The sequence below is a fragment of the Pedobacter terrae genome (assembly GCF_900100705.1).
Classification (GTDB): Bacteria; Bacteroidota; Bacteroidia; order Sphingobacteriales; family Sphingobacteriaceae; genus Pedobacter; species Pedobacter terrae.
In genome coordinates this window covers 43,095-60,392 of record NZ_FNCH01000017.1, presented here as the reverse complement: position 1 = coordinate 60,392, position 17,298 = coordinate 43,095, and the positions used below count along the sequence as shown (strand labels likewise).

At 37.0% G+C, this 17,298-nt stretch carries 19 protein-coding genes; 7 read left to right on the top strand and 12 right to left on the bottom strand.

From position 1 onward, the window contains the following. Window positions 1-69: 69 nt before the first annotated feature. The 3 genes from BLR60_RS18665 to BLR60_RS18655 all read right to left on the bottom strand — a co-directional run bounded on the left by BLR60_RS18665 (window position 70) and on the right by BLR60_RS18655 (window position 1,748). Window positions 70-600, bottom strand: a complete 531-nt coding sequence (locus BLR60_RS18665; RefSeq protein ID WP_090502587.1) for a DUF4251 domain-containing protein — start codon at window positions 598-600, stop codon at window positions 70-72. Between the two features lie 107 nt (window positions 601-707). Then, window positions 708-1,328 carry a carboxypeptidase regulatory-like domain-containing protein gene (locus BLR60_RS18660; RefSeq protein WP_090502586.1) on the bottom strand — a complete coding sequence of 207 codons (621 nt, stop codon included), beginning with the start codon at window positions 1,326-1,328 and terminating at the stop codon, window positions 708-710. Between the two features lie 78 nt (window positions 1,329-1,406). After that, window positions 1,407-1,748, bottom strand: a complete 342-nt coding sequence (locus BLR60_RS18655; protein WP_090502584.1) for a TfoX/Sxy family protein — start codon at window positions 1,746-1,748, stop codon at window positions 1,407-1,409. A gap of 86 nt (window positions 1,749-1,834) precedes the next feature. Here BLR60_RS18655 and BLR60_RS18650 point away from each other — a divergent pair, with 86 nt between their 5' ends. The 5 genes from BLR60_RS18650 to BLR60_RS18630 all read left to right on the top strand — a co-directional run bounded on the left by BLR60_RS18650 (window position 1,835) and on the right by BLR60_RS18630 (window position 6,833). Next, on the top strand, window positions 1,835-2,443 hold the full coding sequence (locus tag BLR60_RS18650; RefSeq protein ID WP_090502583.1) for a ribonuclease HII: 609 nt from the start codon (window positions 1,835-1,837) through the stop codon (window positions 2,441-2,443). A 22-nt stretch (window positions 2,444-2,465) separates the two neighbouring features. Next, window positions 2,466-3,668 carry a glycosyltransferase family 4 protein gene (locus BLR60_RS18645; protein WP_090502581.1) on the top strand — a complete coding sequence of 401 codons (1,203 nt, stop codon included), beginning with the start codon at window positions 2,466-2,468 and terminating at the stop codon, window positions 3,666-3,668. A gap of 258 nt (window positions 3,669-3,926) precedes the next feature. Beyond that, complete coding sequence (gcvT, locus tag BLR60_RS18640; RefSeq protein ID WP_090502579.1) at window positions 3,927-5,006, top strand: glycine cleavage system aminomethyltransferase GcvT; 1,080 nt, start codon at window positions 3,927-3,929, stop codon at window positions 5,004-5,006. Between the two features lie 36 nt (window positions 5,007-5,042). Continuing rightward, on the top strand, window positions 5,043-6,107 hold the full coding sequence (locus tag BLR60_RS18635; RefSeq protein WP_090502577.1) for a PDDEXK nuclease domain-containing protein: 1,065 nt from the start codon (window positions 5,043-5,045) through the stop codon (window positions 6,105-6,107). A 9-nt stretch (window positions 6,108-6,116) separates the two neighbouring features. Further along, on the top strand, window positions 6,117-6,833 hold the full coding sequence (locus BLR60_RS18630) for a 2-phosphosulfolactate phosphatase (RefSeq protein ID WP_090502575.1): 717 nt from the start codon (window positions 6,117-6,119) through the stop codon (window positions 6,831-6,833). Window positions 6,834-6,944: 111 nt separating this feature from the next. On the opposite strand, the gene BLR60_RS18625 is transcribed toward BLR60_RS18630, so the two are convergent. Both BLR60_RS18625 and gldB read right to left on the bottom strand, forming a co-directional pair. After that, window positions 6,945-7,715 (bottom strand): patatin-like phospholipase family protein, encoded by a 771-nt coding sequence (locus tag BLR60_RS18625; protein ID WP_090502573.1) that lies wholly within the window; start codon window positions 7,713-7,715, stop codon window positions 6,945-6,947. Window positions 7,716-7,774: 59 nt separating this feature from the next. Beyond that, window positions 7,775-8,809 carry a gliding motility lipoprotein GldB gene (gldB, locus tag BLR60_RS18620; protein WP_090502571.1) on the bottom strand — a complete coding sequence of 345 codons (1,035 nt, stop codon included), beginning with the start codon at window positions 8,807-8,809 and terminating at the stop codon, window positions 7,775-7,777. 30 nt (window positions 8,810-8,839) lie between these two features. Between gldB and BLR60_RS18615 the strand changes: the two genes are divergently transcribed. Together BLR60_RS18615 and BLR60_RS18610 are read left to right on the top strand one after the other, a co-directional pair. Continuing rightward, entirely contained in the window at window positions 8,840-9,508 is a 669-nt protein-coding gene (locus tag BLR60_RS18615; protein ID WP_090502570.1) for a porin family protein, read from the top strand. Between the two features lie 49 nt (window positions 9,509-9,557). After that, the gene (locus tag BLR60_RS18610; RefSeq protein ID WP_090502567.1) at window positions 9,558-11,198 is read left to right on the top strand and encodes an NAD+ synthase; all 1,641 of its coding nucleotides are present in this window, start codon (window positions 9,558-9,560) and stop codon (window positions 11,196-11,198) included. A 125-nt stretch (window positions 11,199-11,323) separates the two neighbouring features. On the opposite strand, the gene BLR60_RS18605 is transcribed toward BLR60_RS18610, so the two are convergent. The 7 genes from BLR60_RS18605 to rsmI form a co-directional block, all read right to left on the bottom strand. Continuing rightward, window positions 11,324-11,740 carry an OsmC family protein gene (locus BLR60_RS18605; protein WP_090502565.1) on the bottom strand — a complete coding sequence of 139 codons (417 nt, stop codon included), beginning with the start codon at window positions 11,738-11,740 and terminating at the stop codon, window positions 11,324-11,326. A 204-nt stretch (window positions 11,741-11,944) separates the two neighbouring features. Next, window positions 11,945-12,694, bottom strand: a complete 750-nt coding sequence (locus BLR60_RS18600; protein ID WP_090502563.1) for a M57 family metalloprotease — start codon at window positions 12,692-12,694, stop codon at window positions 11,945-11,947. A gap of 129 nt (window positions 12,695-12,823) precedes the next feature. Then, a complete protein-coding gene (gene lspA, locus BLR60_RS18595) occupies window positions 12,824-13,330 on the bottom strand; it encodes a signal peptidase II (RefSeq protein WP_090502685.1) in 507 nt (168 codons plus the stop codon). Between the two features lie 4 nt (window positions 13,331-13,334). Next, window positions 13,335-13,796 carry a DinB family protein gene (locus BLR60_RS18590; protein WP_090502561.1) on the bottom strand — a complete coding sequence of 154 codons (462 nt, stop codon included), beginning with the start codon at window positions 13,794-13,796 and terminating at the stop codon, window positions 13,335-13,337. Then, the gene (gene lnt / locus BLR60_RS18585) at window positions 13,789-15,417 is read right to left on the bottom strand and encodes an apolipoprotein N-acyltransferase (protein WP_090502558.1); all 1,629 of its coding nucleotides are present in this window, start codon (window positions 15,415-15,417) and stop codon (window positions 13,789-13,791) included. Before lnt ends, BLR60_RS18590 begins: the two co-directional genes overlap by 8 nt. A 421-nt stretch (window positions 15,418-15,838) precedes the next feature. Beyond that, the gene (locus BLR60_RS18575; protein WP_090502556.1) at window positions 15,839-16,492 is read right to left on the bottom strand and encodes a PH domain-containing protein; all 654 of its coding nucleotides are present in this window, start codon (window positions 16,490-16,492) and stop codon (window positions 15,839-15,841) included. A 38-nt stretch (window positions 16,493-16,530) separates the two neighbouring features. After that, the gene (gene rsmI / locus BLR60_RS18570) at window positions 16,531-17,244 is read right to left on the bottom strand and encodes a 16S rRNA (cytidine(1402)-2'-O)-methyltransferase (protein WP_090502554.1); all 714 of its coding nucleotides are present in this window, start codon (window positions 17,242-17,244) and stop codon (window positions 16,531-16,533) included. Window positions 17,245-17,298: the final 54 nt, after the last annotated feature.

Genomic DNA, 17,298 nt, shown 5'->3' with positions numbered 1-17,298 from the left:
GATTCCCAATCAAGTGGGGAATGACGATTCTCAAGGAATATTACCTAATAGAATTTATCCGATAGACTCTTAATCCTTTTTCTTAGGCTCTTCTAAATATCCATTAAAAATAATGGGCTGTTTATTTATACTGCTGGCCGTTAACGAAGCATAACCGTTGGTTGAAATGTTTATCGTGAACCGATAATTTTCTCTTATCACATCTTTTGTTTCAATTTGGATGGTGTACATTCCTTTTTTATTCTTCGATTCCTTGTAGGCGAACTTTTTCGAAGTAAATTTAATTCCCCCTTGTGTCGGATCCATCGGAGCAGAAAAAGATCTTCCAAAATAAGGTAGATAAGCCACAATACTGTCTTTGGTAACCTTTACATCATATTGCGAGCCGGTTAGGTTTATCGAAGAGCCTGCCTGACTGCCTGGCATCGCTGCCAGTATTCTGTTAATATCATTGTTGGCCATTGGAGTAGCTGTATTGGCCACAAAAGTATAGTTTTTGTCCGCTACAATTTTTATGGTGGTTTCCTTATCGGTTTGGGCAGAAGATTGAAATCCGATTGAAAGGAATGTAAGGCTCAATATTAAATTTAAGTATTTCATAATGTGTGTTTTAAATGTGTAACAATTTAAAGATGCACAGATTTGAAAGATTCCATAATAGTGCCAAAAATGAAACGTAACGTAAATAAAACGTTTTTTGTTTTTAATTAAGGGTTTATCTTTTCCGAATAACCCGATTTGTATAATGGATTATTTTTCTCCGTTTCGGAAGCGCCCATGGCTGTGAATTTATACTTGCCTGCAGATAGGTTATTCAGTTCTATTTCACCATTTTCATTTGTAATTAAGGTGATTAAATTTCCGCCAGGATTTTTACCACCTTTAATAACTATTCCTCCAATTGGTGATCCTGCTACCCGTGATTTGGGATTGGTGGAAGGGACCAAAATGATAAATTTATAATTCCCGGAGCCGGCATTGTTAAATTCTATCTCGCCATTTTGGTTGGTTACCAGCGTAACCATATTGCCTCCAGGATTCTTGTCCGCTTTTACTACAATTCCGCCAATAGGTTGTCCGGACACAAAACTCACCTCTCCAGTAGTTACATCTAGTTTGCCTTTGATGGATTTCATGATACAGGGGAAATGTGATTCCGGATAATTTAGTTTGCAATAATCACAGTAATGCCCTTCAGGTGCCTGCTTCCTTAATTGTTGCGTATTTGTTTCTTTGGTTGCCGGTTGTATAGCAGTTCCTTTAACTTGAGCCAGAATAGTTAATGAAATAAATAGTGGAAAGATTGCTAAAGCAGCTCCTTTTTTCATAAAATTTGGTTAGAAAAGTAAAATTAATCAAAAAATATGGTTCTGACCAGTATTGGCCTGTTTTGACATTGGTGTCAGTTATTTCTTTTTTGATGCTTTTGCAAAGGGGTTAAAGTCGAGGGCAAGTTTAACCCAGAAATCAAGTTCATCATTTCTGACTAAAACATCTTCTGATACCGAAATATAACCCTTCATCGGTCTGCCACCCATGATCATTTGGTGCCATCCATCTTTATGAGATAAGTTTTCTAAAGTATTTGGATCAAGTCTTACCATCATACTTTCTCTGGAAATACCAATACACATTTTACCGTTCACCATAAACACCAATCCTGAGAACATTAATTTTTCATCCACGTCAGGTAAATGCATTAATCGTTCGGCCACACGGAGGGCCAGGGTTTCGTTATATGTTCTCATAGGTTATACTACGGCATTGGATAAACAGAAACAATTTAATCTTTAACTTTCCATTCGCAAAAAAATAAATTAATTAAATTTGCAACATGTTGTTAAACTGCTATCAGGAAGAATTATTAGAAGCCGGGTGTGATGAAGCGGGAAGAGGTTGTCTTGCCGGGCCTGTTTTTGCAGCGGCAGTAATATTGCCCAAAGGTTTTGTACTCGAGGGCTTAAACGATTCCAAACAACTCTCTCATGAGCAAAGAGCGTTGTTAAGACCAATTATTGAACAAGAGGCTCTTGCCTGGGCGGTAGCCTCTTGCGATCACGAAGAAATCGATCGCATTAATATTTTAAATGCCTCATTTTTGGCTATGCACAGAGCCATTGAAAAATTACAAACACAGCCGCAATACCTGGTTATTGATGGAAACCGTTTTAAAACCTATCCTCAGATTCCACATAGTTGTATTGTAAAAGGCGACGGTAAATACCTCAACATTGCAGCAGCTTCCATATTAGCGAAAACGCATCGTGATGAATATATGACCAACCTACATATAGGTTATCCTCATTACAATTGGCAGCAGAATAAAGGATACCCAACCATTGCACACCGTAAAGCTGTACTCGAAATAGGCTTATCGCCTTTTCACCGCAAAACTTTTAATGTGAGCGCACCTCAATTAGAACTGTTTTCAAAAAACGCCTAAAATTTCGTATTTTCACCACGTTGTGAAAATTTTGTTGATTACTAAGCGGGTTCCCTTTCCGCCAAATAGTGGTTATCCGATTGTGGTATATAACACCATAAAAGGTTTGCTGCAACTTGGTGCAGATATTACATTGTTTAGCCTTAACCCAACAAAAGGCCGTATCGATATAGAAGATATTTATGACCCTATTTTTGAACAGATTAAATACCATACCTATGATTTAGATACTGATGTAAATGTGTGGTCGGCTTTTTTTAATATTTTCACTAATGAATCGTACAATGTTTCCCGGTACTACAGCGAAGATGCTGCGCGGCAGCTGGAAAATCTCTTACGGGAAAATGTATTCGATATTATCCAGTTCGAAGGTCTTTTTGTGGTGCCCTATTTAGATGTGGTTAAAGCAAATAGTAATGCAAAGCTGATTTACCGGGCACATAATATCGAATTTACATTGTGGGAACGTCTTTCGCTTTCAGAAAAGTTTCTCATTCGGCGCAAATACTTGGCTTTTTTGGCACAACGGCTTAAAGCTTACGAAACGGATCAGATTAACCGCTTTCACCACATTTTTGCCATTTCCGAACCCGATCGTCAAAGTATATTAAGGTTTGGTTGCGAAATTCCGATGTCGGTTTTTCCCGTTGCCATCGATTTGGAAAAATATAAGGTAGACAAGACCAAAACCAGTTTTCCTACGCTTTTTCATTTGGGTGCAATGGATTGGCGACCCAATCAGGAAGGTTTAGAGTGGTTTTTAGATGATATCTGGCCGGACATTGAAAAGTTAAATAAAGATCTCCGGTTTTATATTGCGGGGAAAAATATGCAGAAACATTTTTTCGAATATGATTCAGAGAACCTGATCGTAGAAGGAGAGGTGTTTGATGCCGTAGAGTTTATGAATTCTAAAGCAATTATGATTGTGCCCTTAATTTCTGGTACCGGAATGCGGGTGAAGATTATTGAAGGCATGGCGATGAAAAAATGTATCATTGCTACAACCACTGCAGCTGAGGGAATTAATTACAGGCATGGACATGATATCTTAATTGCTGATTCTGCAGATGAATTTTACCGGTCAATCTTACAATGTGTCATCAATCCTAAACGTTGGGCAGAAATAGGAGAGAACGCCAGGAAAACAGTCGAAAATGATCATGGCGTGCATTTAATCTCTAGTAAAATGCTGAAGATTTATGAGGAATTGGTGAGTGCATAGGTAGATTTATTGAGTTGACAACTTTTAATAAGCATCAAGAATGAAAGTTGCCAAATCTGGGAATCTTTTTAATAGATGCTGAAACGAGTTCAGCCTTACGGATGAATAGAAAAATCACCTTGAAACGCCCTTAAAATTAACCTCAAAATTTTGTCTTTTTCTTAGTAGTTTTGCCCACGGAGCATAAGAATGAAATCACCATAATCGTGGTTTAAATTATAATCACTTCATTATTCATAAAAAAAATAAAATTTACGGATGAAAAACACCGCATTAACAGAAAAACACATCGCTTTAGGCGCTAAAATGGTTCCATTTGCAGGTTACAATATGCCTGTTACTTACGAAGGTATTAATGCCGAACATGCAACAGTTCGTAATGGAGTAGGTGTTTTTGATGTGAGTCACATGGGTGAATTTATTCTTAAAGGCGAAAATGCATTAGACCTGATTCAAAGCGTGACCAGTAACGATGCTGCCAAGTTGTATGATGGAAAAGTGCAGTACTCTTGTTTGCCAAATAAAGATGGTGGTATTGTTGATGATCTTCTGGTTTATAAGATAGACGATAAAACCTATATGTTGGTGGTAAATGCATCAAATATCGAAAAAGATTGGAGCTGGATACAGCAATTTAATACAGAGGGTGTAGAAATGCACAATATTTCCGATCAAACTTCTCTTTTAGCCATTCAAGGACCAAAGGCGGCGGATGCTTTACAAAGCCTAACCGAGGTTGATCTGGCTTCGATGGAGTATTATACTTTTGTGAAAGGCACTTTTGCTGGTATTGATAATGTGGTGATTTCTGCAACTGGCTATACCGGTGCAGGTGGCTTTGAGATTTATTTCGAAAACCAATATGCTGATCAGATCTGGGATGCCATTTTTGAAGCTGGTGCGCCATATAACATTAAGCCAATTGGTTTAGGTGCACGCGATACTTTACGTTTAGAAATGGGTTTCTGTTTATACGGAAATGATATTGATGATACGACTTCGCCAATTGAGGCCGGTTTAGGTTGGATTACTAAATTTTCCAAATCTTTTACTAATTCAGAAGCTTTGTTAGCACAAAAAGAAGCGGGTATTCAAAAGAAACTAGTGGGCTTTGAAATGATCGATCGTGGCATTCCGCGCCATGATTATGAAATTGCTGATGCCGACGGAAATATTATCGGTAAAGTAACTTCTGGTACGCAGGCCCCTTCTTTGCAAAAAGCAATCGGGATGGGCTACGTTGCAAAAGATTTCGCTAAAGAAGGAACCGAAGTTTTTATTTTAATCCGTAATACGCCAATTAAAGCTAAAGTGGTTAAGTTTCCTTTTTATAAGTAAGAACTATAAGTTAAAGCAGCAATATTTTTTGAAGTAATGGAACTGGAAGAAAATAAATATAATGAGCTGCTTTACCAAATTGGATCAACTTTAAAAACGGCGAGGCAGAATGCGATAAAAGCAATTAATTTTGAACTAATTATTGCCAATTGGAAAATTGGAAGATATATTGTTGATTTTGAACAACACGGCAAACAGAGAGCCGAGTACGGTAAAGAATTGTTGGTAACGCTTTCTGCAGATTTGAAGTTGAAATTTGGCAAAGGATTTAGCCGGTCAAGTTTGCAGCTTATGCGGTTGTTCTATATAAACTATCCCAAATTTCAACCCTTAGCAGATGAAGATTTAATTCGCCAGACACCGTCTGGCGAATTCTCAAAACGCCAAACACCGTCTGGCGTTTTACTAAGCTGGAGTCATTATGCAGAACTTCTAACGGTTTCTGATGAACTCGCCAGAAATTTCTATGAAACCCAGGCCATAAAAGAAAATTGGAGTTTTAGGGAGATGAAACGCCAGATTGATTCAGCTTTATTTCAAAGGCTTGCGCTCAGTAAAGATAAAAGCGGTGTACTTACTTTGGCTAAAAAAGGACATATACTCAATAGTACTGACGATTTGGTACGAGACCCCTATGTGTTCGAATTCTTAAACATCCCGGTGGGAGGTATCATTAAAGAATCTGGACTAGAAAAAAAACTTATTGATAATTTACAGAAATTTTTGCTGGAGCTTGGTAAAGGTTTTTCATTTGTTGCCAGGCAGTTTAAAATAACAGTAGATAACGAGCACATGTTTGTTGATATTGTATTTTATCACAGAATATTAAAATGTTTCGTACTTATCGACCTGAAGACAAAAAAGGTTAAGCATCAGGATATTGGGCAAATGAATTTTTACCTTAACTATTTTAAGGAAGAAGAAAATGTTGAAGGTGATAATGACCCGATCGGGATTATTATTGCTGCAGATAAAAATGAATTTTTGGTTAAATATGCTACAGGAGGACTTTCTAATAAAATATTCGTCTCCAAATATCAACTCTATTTACCTGATCAAAAACTTCTGGAAGAAAAGGTAAAAGAAATAATTAATAAATAATCTCGTCAAATGTCAAAAAAAATAGAAGTTTGTTTAACGCCAGCCTTGATCGATTTATACGATATTGAGCAGAGCATTGTGGTAGTGATCGATATTTTAAGGGCTACTTCTTCTATTACCTATGGGATAGATAATGGTGCTGAAGCAATTATTCCGGTAGCCCAGGTTGAAGATTGTTTAAACTATCGCGACAGCGGATTTTTATTGGCCGCAGAACGAAATGGAGAAGTTGTAGCAGGTTATGATTTCGGTAATTCGCCATTCTCTTATACGCGAGAAAAAGTAAATGGAAAAACGGTTGTTCTAACCACTACAAACGGTACTAAGGCTTTGCATTTGGCACAGAAAAGGGCCTATCAGGTAGTGATAGGATCATTCTTGAACTTAGATTCTCTTTGTCATTATTTGAAAAGCCAGGATAGAAATGTGCTTTTACTTTGTGCAGGCTGGAAAGATCAATTCAATTTAGAAGATACGCTTTTTGCAGGTGCGGTGGTCGGCAATCTTCGCCAGAATTTTGAACATTTTGATGATTCTAGTGTGGCTGCCGAAGATTTATATGGCTTGGCTAAAGGAGATCTGAGGAAATACCTTTACAAATCATCGCATAGCCATCGCCTGGCTCAGTTAAATATAGAAGATGATGTTGTTTTTTGTTTACAGCTAAATCTGTGCAAAACAATTCCGGTATTGGAAGGCGAACGTTTGGTGGCCTTAAAAAATTAAATTCTCTGTAGTATAGTTATTGTTCGCGATAAAATCGCAATTCTCCTCATTCCCGTTACAAACGGGGGACGATAGACTTTTTAGAAAAAAAATATTAGGAAAATCAATTTCTTATTTTGTAATTAATTCAGAAATGGTTGGACTGTTTTTAATGGTAATTAGGGCTTCTTCGTGTGCCAGCCAGTAAATGTCTTCTGCCCGTTTCATGTCGAATGTACTAATGGCCCCTAAACCTTTAGGTTCGATCAATACATTGCAAAATCTCGCTTTTCTCTCCATATCATGATTGATAGACATGATACCTGCACGGCCCATTAGATTGGTGATACCTGTTATTTTATCAACTGGTTTAAGGTGGTTACAGGATGAGCCTATAATAAAATCGCAGTCGTCCATTAAAGGTTCAACCGGAAAATTATTTAAAATGCCGCCATCCACATACATCTGACCATCGATCATAATGGGTTTAAAAATGCCAGGGATACAACTTGAGGCATGAATAGCCCTGATTAGTGGTCCTTTTGTAAAGTAAACCAACCGGCCTTCGCTAAAATTTACAGCAGCAATGGTTAAAGGTATTTTTAGCTTATCAATTGAATCTTCAGGGAAATATTCTTTTAAAATTAAAGCAGTATTTTCAATATTAATTAAGCCCAGCGAACCCACTGCCGGACGTACAAAACGCCAAAGTTTTGTTTTAAGGAAAATACTTAACCCTTCTTCCGGATCTATACCTGCCGCAAAAAAGGCTCCGGCAATGGCTCCTGCACTTGTTCCGCTAATATGACTAAAGGTAATGCCTAAATTACTAAAGGCCTTTAAAACGCCTAAATGCGCTATCCCCCTAATACCTCCGCCTGATAATACAATGCCAACTTTCATTTTTTATGGGTTAATTGTTCGAACTGTTTAATCGGTTAACTGATATTGCTAACTGAAAACTACTTCTGTTGTTTCGGTTTATACTTCGATTGATCTAAAATTTTCTGCGCATCATGATCTGCCATTAACTGTTGCAAAGTAATATCAGGATTCGTTTTCATATATTTTTTAACGATCTGCCACCCCATCCATACGCCCAATTTTGGTGCCGAATCTCTATTTTCGCCTAAACCTGGCGTAAAAGGCCCTTCAGATAAAAATACCTGGATTTTTTGATAGTCGGTTTCATACAGATAATTGTTCTCTAAAAAATATGCCCAAATATCCCCTTCAAAGTTTTGTGCCCAGTCTAACTGCTGTTGGGTATATCCGATTTTGGTAGAATCGCCTACATTTTCGGGCAAAACCTGGTCAAGAAAGTATAAAATCTTTCCCTGAAAAATCATTTTAGCTAACAAAGTTCTATTATCATCAGGCTCTGCGAAAAGCTCTTCATGTGCATAGGTTTCAGTTACACGGGGCACAATATATTCTGGTGTAAATCTCCTGGAAAGATATAACGGCACACTTTGCACAATAGCCCGGTAAAATTTGCTGTCTTTGCCCAGAAACATGTCTAAACCAATTCCCAGATAGTTATCGCCTACTGGCATCTGGTAAGCAAAACCTGAGGTAAAGGAAATGAATTTTGGAATCTTTGCCTTTGGGTAATAATATTTAATGTATTTAAAAGTCTCGTTTAAACCCTCTTCCTGTGCTTTTAAATTTGGAAAAACACTATCAACTTCCTTGCTTAAATCGATGTAGGCCTGATCGTGGTATAAATTAGTCAATGATTCGGTGTTGGAATATTTACTGTCTAAAATCCGATGGATAAAATCATCATAAAACACGCCATATTTTAAAGCAAGTTGTTTATCTATATCAATCACATCTTTGTTTTTTCCATTAAAGAGCTCCTGATCAAATCTTTCAACTTTGATGTTTACCTGTATATTGCTTACATCTGGACGGTTGCGATGTCTGCAGGAAATAAATGTGATGGCAAAAAGAAAAATTAGATAAATTTGCCAGTGTTTTACGTTATACATCATGTATCACAAATATATATAAACACCTATAGCATGAAAAGAATATCAACCATTTTAATTTTATCTGTTTTAAGTTTTGGCGCCTGGGCGCAAAATTCACCTTTAACCAGTTACGGGTTCAGGTTAGGTTTAACTGCTACCCCAACATTTGGTTGGATTAAACCCGAGCAGGGAAAAACAAACGGAATAGGTTTGGGCTTTTCTTATGGATTAATTGGTGATTTTAATTTTGCGCCAAATTATAGTTTTTCTACAGCGCTGACCATTACTTCTATTAATGGTAAAAGTACAGAGGCCAATGTTTTACCTTATTATGCACCCGGTTCTGCACCTAAAGCTTACGATTTAAAATATAAATTACAATACATAGACCTGCCTTTAACCATTAAATTAAAAACTGTAAAAACTGATGGAAAACGTTGGTATGGCCAGTTCGGCTTGTCTAATTCAATCAACATTAGCGCAAAACAAGATGCAGTTACAGGCGGGACAGTTGTTGGCGATAATTTAAACGTATCTGACCACATCAAACTTTACCGTGCCGGGTTAATTATTGGTGGAGGCGGGGAATTTGATATTTCTGGCAATACCAGTATTGTTGCCGGTTTAACTTTTAATAATGGTTTTACTAATATTGTAACAGATAAAGCCAGAGATGTTAGGAGTCATTATTTAGCGCTTAATTTCGGCGTATTCTTTTAATCTGGATAGCTGTCTTGATACTTGATACTCACTACTTGATACATTAAACATGAAAATAGCTTTAGCACAACTTAATTACCACATCGGGAACTTTGAGGCCAACACTAAAAAAATAACCGAAAATATTCAATTGGCGAAAGACAAAGGAGCTGATCTGGTTGTTTTTGCAGAATTAGCTATCTGTGGTTATCCCCCAAGAGATTTTCTGGAATTTGATGAGTTTATAGCCTTGTGCGAAGGCGCAGCTCAGGAAATAGCAAAGCACTGTACGGATATTGCCTGCATTGTTGGCTTGCCGATTAAAAATGAAGTATTACAGGGAAAAGACCTGTATAATGCCGCTTATTTTATGGAGGAAGGAAAAATTAAGGCAATTGTTAAAAAAGCCTTATTGCCAACCTACGATGTGTTTGATGAATATCGCTATTTCGAACCTGCCACACAATTTAACTGTATTGATTTTAAGGGTAAAAAAATTGCTTTAACCATTTGCGAAGACCTTTGGAATATTAATGATAATCCATTATATGTTTCAAATCCAATGGACGAGCTGATTAAAGAGCAGCCCGATGTAATGATTAATATTGCAGCATCACCTTTCTCTTATACCCATGATGATGAACGTATAAAAGTATTGGCTGATAATGCAAAAAAATATCACCTGCCTGTATTTTATGTAAACCAGGTTGGTGCGCAGACTGAGATTATTTTTGATGGCGGTTCTTTGGTCTTCGACGCTGATGGAACCATGAAAGCGGAAATGAAATATTTTGAAGAAGATCTTCAGGTATTTGATCTGGAAGAGGTTGAAAATGTGCGGAATAAACATCCACAATCGGAAAGATTAACGGATATTGAACAAATTCATGATGCGCTGGTTTTAGGGATAAAAGATTATTTTAAGAAATCTGGTTTTAGTAAAGCTGTTTTAGGCCTGTCTGGCGGAATTGATTCGGCTGTGGTTTGTGCACTGGCCTGCCGCGCATTAGGTGCAGAGAATGTAATGGCTGTTTTAATGCCATCTAAATTTTCATCCGACCATTCTGTACAAGATGCTTTAGATCTGGTTAATAATATTGGTTGCATGCACGAAATTGTGCCAATTAAAGACGTTACCGAGGCTTTTGATCATATGCTGGCACCCGCTTTTAAAGGTTTGCCTTTTAACCTGACAGAAGAAAATATCCAGGCTCGGATTCGCGGCATCATAAACATGGCGATGAGTAATAAATTTGGCTATATTTTATTAAATACCTCTAACAAAAGCGAATGTGCGGTAGGCTATGGTACGCTTTATGGCGATATGTGCGGTGCAATTGGCGTTATCGGTGATGTATATAAAATGCAGGTTTTTGAGCTGGCCAAGTACATTAATAAGGAATGCGAGATCATACCCATTAATACGATTGTTAAACCACCTTCGGCAGAATTGAGACCTGATCAGAAAGATTCAGATTCTTTGCCTGAATATGAAATCCTCGATAAAATATTATACCAGCACATCGAAAAAAAACAAGGCTCAAAAGCCATTATTTCGCAGGGTTTTGATGAAGCATTAGTATTGCGAATTTTAAAGATGGTCAATATAGCCGAGTTTAAACGTTACCAAACACCACCTATTTTAAGGGTATCGCCTAAGGCTTTTGGTATGGGAAGAAGGATGCCAATTGTAGGAAAATATATGGCTTAGGTTGTTTCTAAAATTGTAATGTTGGAGGTTCGAAAGTTTTTTTGATTAGTTTAGTCGTTAGTTAACTTGTTTAACAGCAGCTATAAACCTCACAGGTTTTTAAAACCTGTGAGGTTTAAAATTTATTAAGCTAAAGTAGCATCAACGGTAATGCTTGTATTCAATAATTTAGAGATCGGGCAGTTTTTTTCTGCATCTGCTACCAGTTCATCAAATTTTTCCTGTGTTAAATCAGGTACAGAAGCTGTTAAAGTTAAATGCGATTCTACAATTTCACCTTTTGATGGATCAAGGTTAATTTCACATTTAGTTTCCAGTTTATCAGCTGTAAATCCTGCCTCAGTTAAGTTAGCAGATAATTTCATGGTAAAACAACCCGCATGTGCAGCAGCAATTAATTCCTCTGGATTTGTACCCACACCATCTGCAAAGCGAGTGTTGAAAGAATATTGAGTGTTATTTAAAGTAGTGCTTTGTGTAGTAATATTACCACTACCTTCTTTGATAGAACCTTGCCATACGGCTGTTGCATTTCTTTTCATGATCGGATCTTATTTTTAGATTGTTTAACACCTAAAGATAAAAATATGTTTGTGTAAAGCTGCCAATTCTTTGTTAAGAAATCCTTGTTCTAAAAATTATTTCCCAATCTTTTTTAATAAGCACTTTAAAAAAAAGAGGAGCTGTTTCACAGAACAGCTCCTCTTTCATTACGATCTTTTTAGGTTATTTATCTGATTTTTAAATTATAAAGGATACAATACTGCAGTAGCTTGTTTATCTTTAGTAGATAAAACAGTAGCACCACTTCCGCATTGCCCGCCATTCATTAACGATTGTGCATCTGTTCCTCCAACGCCAGGAACATTGGTTGTGGTAGATTGGTTCGTATGCTTAAATGAAATGGTATGACCAAACTCATGGGTAATGGTTCTGGTACGCTGCGCAAAAGAATTATTTTGGATAAGGGCCTGGTTGATCCAAACGGTATTACCAGCTTTACCATTTGATGTTGACAGATATGCTTGTCCACAGGTAGAACTTCCAATTGTATTATCCACTTTAATCAGGATATCATATACCGTTCCGGTTGTGATTACAAATTTTAGCTTAGAATTGGGTACCGTATTCCATTGGTTAATTGCAGAATTGATTTCGCTGGTCATGCTGGTTATCGAAGGATCAATTTTTACGCGGATGTTTGTGCTGTTGGTTACGATATAACCGTTATAATATTGTTCTGTAATCGCTTTTCCATAATCAGCCGGAACTTCCATTTTTTTACTAAATACAATATCTCCATCAACTACATAATTATCGCCGTTATCTACGATCTGCGCATCTGTAAACCCGAGATTTTTAATATAAGCCAGCACTTTTTGATTTTGATTAGTTTGAATTTCCGCTTCAGCAGGGATATCATTTTTTTTGGTACACGAGAGGATAACTGTTGATAGCATGGCAATCAAAGCAGCTTTTTTTAATAAGTTTTTCATTGTTTAGGTTTTTAGTTAGATCGTAATTAAGTATTGCATAGTTAAATATAGTCATAAAAATATGATTTTGTATTTTTACGGCTATCATTTTGTAGTCTTAATTAGTCTTATCGGGTCTAGCCTTTTTCCCTAATTTATATCCTGTTTTAACTGATTACTTCTGATTGATTGTAACAGCAATGTACCTACACCGATCATAATTGAAATATCGGCGAAGTTAAAAACACCTGTTTGAAAGAAGTAAAAATCCATATGCATAAAATCGGTAACCGATCCATGTACAATCCGGTCATATAAATTGCCAATACCACCACCAATCAGAAAACACAGCGCAATTTGCATTGTCATGGTTAAATTACGTTTGGCAAATAGAAAATATAGCCCGTAAACCAAAAATAATAAGGGTAAACCCGTTAAAATAATGAGCCTGAAAATATAGGGCATGTTATCGCCCAGACTTAAAAATGCACCACTGTTTTCTACTTTTGTTAAAGTGAAACGATCTTTTATAATGCTGATATGTTCATAATCACTGATTTCGGTACGCACAATTCTTTTAGAGATCTGATCGCAGCCAAAATTTAGGGTTAATAATAAGAGCAATACCGACCAGCGGAGATTTTTTATTTTTTGCATGATTTTATCTGATAATATCGGCATCAACCGGTGTATAGCCTAAATGCCTGCTTAATGACATGATTTGCCCCTTGTGATGAAACTCGTGGGTAATAACATGAGTAAATAACTGTAATGGATTTACGGTTAAAATTGAGCCGTTTCTATCCAATTCCATTTCATGCAGCTCATTTCCTTTAAATTTTTCGGTAAATAAGCCAATATATTCATCCACCTGGTTAAAATAGGTTTGGCATTCTTGGAAGGTCTGGTAAGTTTCTAAAGGTAAAAAAATCTGTTCAATGCCTAAGGCCCTTTCGCCAATCCATGCACAATAGGTTTGGCAAATATGAACCAACAAATTTTTGATAGAGCCTCTGCCGAATGAACTGTTATCGGTTAAGAAATCCTCCTTTGAAACAGATTCGATATAGGTTAAAAGGGTATTTCTGGAAGATAAAACGAAATCGTATTGTTGTTTAAGCATGGTTTTGTTTCCTGATCCATTTTCTAAAAGGAATAATCAAAGCTAAAAGAATGGCAGTAATGCTTAATAATTTTGCAATAATATCTCCACTTTTTACATAAAAGGTAATCTCATCATTCAGATTGATATTGGCCTTTAATGCAGTTCTGGTCCACCATTTGGTTTTTTGTGTGACATCGCCGCGTTGATTGATGAAGCAGGATATCCCGGTATTAGCCGAGCGCGCTACATCGCGACGGGTTTCAATGGCTCTCAGTTTAGCATACATCATATGCTGGTCTTTCCCTGAAGTATTTCCCCACCAGCCATCGTTTGTGATAATCGCAATAAATTGTGCTCCCTCTTTAACCTGTTCACCAATCCAATCGCCCCACAAGCTTTCATAACAAACCACAGGAGCAACCCCGATACCGCTTTGAGCATACAGTACACTTGGCTTATCTTGCCAGCCCCATCCGCCAACGGTTCCGCCTAATTGAGCAAAAACACCATCTAAAAACGAAAATACTTTTGGAAAAGGCATTTTTTCTACCCCGGGAACCAATTTGGATTTATGGTAAAACTGAACATTGGCAGAATTTTCTACCTGCATGGCGGTGTTAAAATTATCAAAATAAATACCTCGCTGATTATCAAGTTTTGAGGTTATTGTTCTTTTATCCTGATAAATTTTAATGCTTTCTATACCTGTAATCAATGTTCCGTTTTTGTATTTTGATAAAAAGCTTTGCAGCGTGATGAAATCATTGTTGCTTCTGATCCTATCTTCATCTGCGTAATTTGGAATGGCAGTTTCAGGCCAGATAAAATACTCGGTATTGGTTTGTCCAATGGAATCTGATAAGTGAGTCAATATCCTGATCTGTTCGGCTGGTGGAATATTCTCCAGTTTTTGGTAAGGATCAATATTGGGTTGAACCACCACCACATTACTTGGTGTGCCCTTTTGTTCTGCCGTAAAGTATTTGGTTAATGAAATGCTGATGGGAATAATGACTACCAAAGCCCAGATCCCTGCTGTTCTAAACCTTAAATAACCCTTTTGTGATTTAAATTTTTGATAAGCTTCAAAAGCCAGGATATTACTCCCTAAAATCCAAAGCGAACCACCATAAATACCGGTATAATCATACCATTGTGCCAGCTGATGCATTCCTGCTAAACCATTTCCCAAGGTCATCCAGGGGAAAGCTAAATCCCAGGTTTGTTGCAGATATTCTAAAGCAATGTAAAAGGAAATCAAGCCCAGATAAGCGATCTTTTTATTTACATACTTGCCTAATCTATAGTATAACCAAAAAGCAAAGGTCATTAACAATGCACCTAAGCCGTAAGGGATAAGAGAAACTGGTAGCGCTACTGCTGCACCATTATAAGCACTTATTGCATTATACACCCAATAAATCGATCCCGTATTCCAAACTAAAAAAGTTAAACCTGCCGTCAGGAAAATTCTTTTGCCCTGTTTTTTTTCGGGATTGGTTGAAATCGAATCGAGCGCAATAAACAAAGGCACCAAACCGATCAATAACAAAGGTGTAGTAAAAGGCATTGGTGGCCAGGCCAGCCAAAGTAAGAATGCACTTACGAGGGCGAGAAGGTAGGTTTGTTTAGATTTCATTACTAAGCTGTAAAATCGTCGTGCTGAATTTATTTCAGCATCTTAAATGCTGTTTTCTTTTAAGGATTTCAAGGAGAGAAGCATTTATTCGAACGTTAAGGATAAATCATCCCAATTAGGATTTAATTCATTTATTAAGTTTATTTTCGATGCCTTTTTCCAGTTCTTTAACTGTTTTTCTCTTATTATCGCTTTTTCAATACTGTCAAACTGTTTAAAAAACACCAACGGATTACAGTTATATCTTGCGGAAAAACGAATTGGACGATATTTATATTCTTTAATTCTAAACTACAATTCTGATGTCACACCAAAATAAAAAACCATATGTTTAAAATTGGTTAATATATAAACACATCCGCTCTTTCCATCTTTAACAGTCAATTAAGACCCTGAAATAAATTCAGGTGAAGGATTTCGTCTACATACTATCTAAAATATTTGCTTTTTTAGCTTCGTATTCTTCCTGGGTGATCAGGTGTTTATCGTATAGTGTTTTAAGTTTGCGTAATTTTAAAGTGGTTTCATCTTCCGGTTCTTCTACTACTTCTGCAATTTGGATAACTGGTTGTGCCGGCTCTGAAACTGGTTCGTAAGCAGGTATTTCAGTAAGAGGCTGCTCATGTAAATTAATGGGAGAGGCTGTTGCCCGGTTTTCTTCCAGTTTTTGCTGGCGTAACATCTCTTTGTACTCTTCTAATTGTTGGTTTGCTGCCTGGTGTAGTTTACGAGCCTGTACTTTCGGAATAAACTCGGTTACGATATTTTCGCCATGTTGAGGAACACAAATAAATTTAGAACCAAAAAATTCTTCTTTAAATGAAACCTCCTTGATGCTTTTCCAGGAAATATCTTTAAAATTCATCGTTAAGCCTAAATTACCAGGCTCGCAATAAAAAATGCGCTTGTTCGAAATCGCGATGCTATCTGGTAACAAATTTACCGCTGGTTTTTTCTGTACAGCTAAATATAAGAGTTCTTCACCTGTGGTTAAAAGGTCGTTTAATTTTCCAATAACTTTTTCAACCGCTTTTGGGTCTTGTTCGTCACTTAGAAATCTATCTATACTCATCATAATATTTTAAAATTGTGGTGTTGGTTATGTTTTTGATGCTACTCTTCAGCATCGTTATACTTGTTTTTGCTTTTAATACTCGGTTTTCCCGCTATGCAAATTACAAATTCTCCTTTTAAAGTATTGTTCTCAAAATGTGATTTTATTTCTGCCAAAGTTCCGCGAACAGTTTCTTCGAACATCTTCGTGAGCTCTCTACTTACTGACGCCTGCCTGTCTGCACCCAAATACTGTGCAAACTCTTCTAAAGTTTTTAATAAACGGTGCGGACTTTCGTAAAGTATAATGGTGCGGTCTTCTTCAGCCAATTTTTTAAATTTGGTTTGTCTGCCTTTTTTAACCGGCAAAAAACCTTCAAAACAGAATGCATCAGCAGGTAAGCCCGAATTAACCAAAGCAGGTACAAAAGCTGTTGCGCCAGGTAGACATTCTACAGCAATATCATTTTTAATGGCTTCGCGTACCAGGAAAAAACCCGGATCGGAAATAGCAGGTGTTCCGGCATCAGATATCAGGGCAATTTTTTGCCCTTCGTTTAAAAACCTGATAATTTCTGACGTAGCCTTGTGCTCATTGTGCTGGTGGTGTGAGAAAACTCTTTTATCAATCCCAAAATGTTTGAGCATCGGGGCACTGGTACGAGTGTCTTCAGCGAGGATCAGATCGCATTCTTTTAATATACGGATTGCCCTAAAGGTCATATCCTCCAAATTGCCTATGGGCGTTGGTACGAGAAAGAGTTTGCCATCCATATTTCAGTTTTCAGTTTAAAGTTAACGGTTTGCAGTTTTTTCCAAACTCCTTAC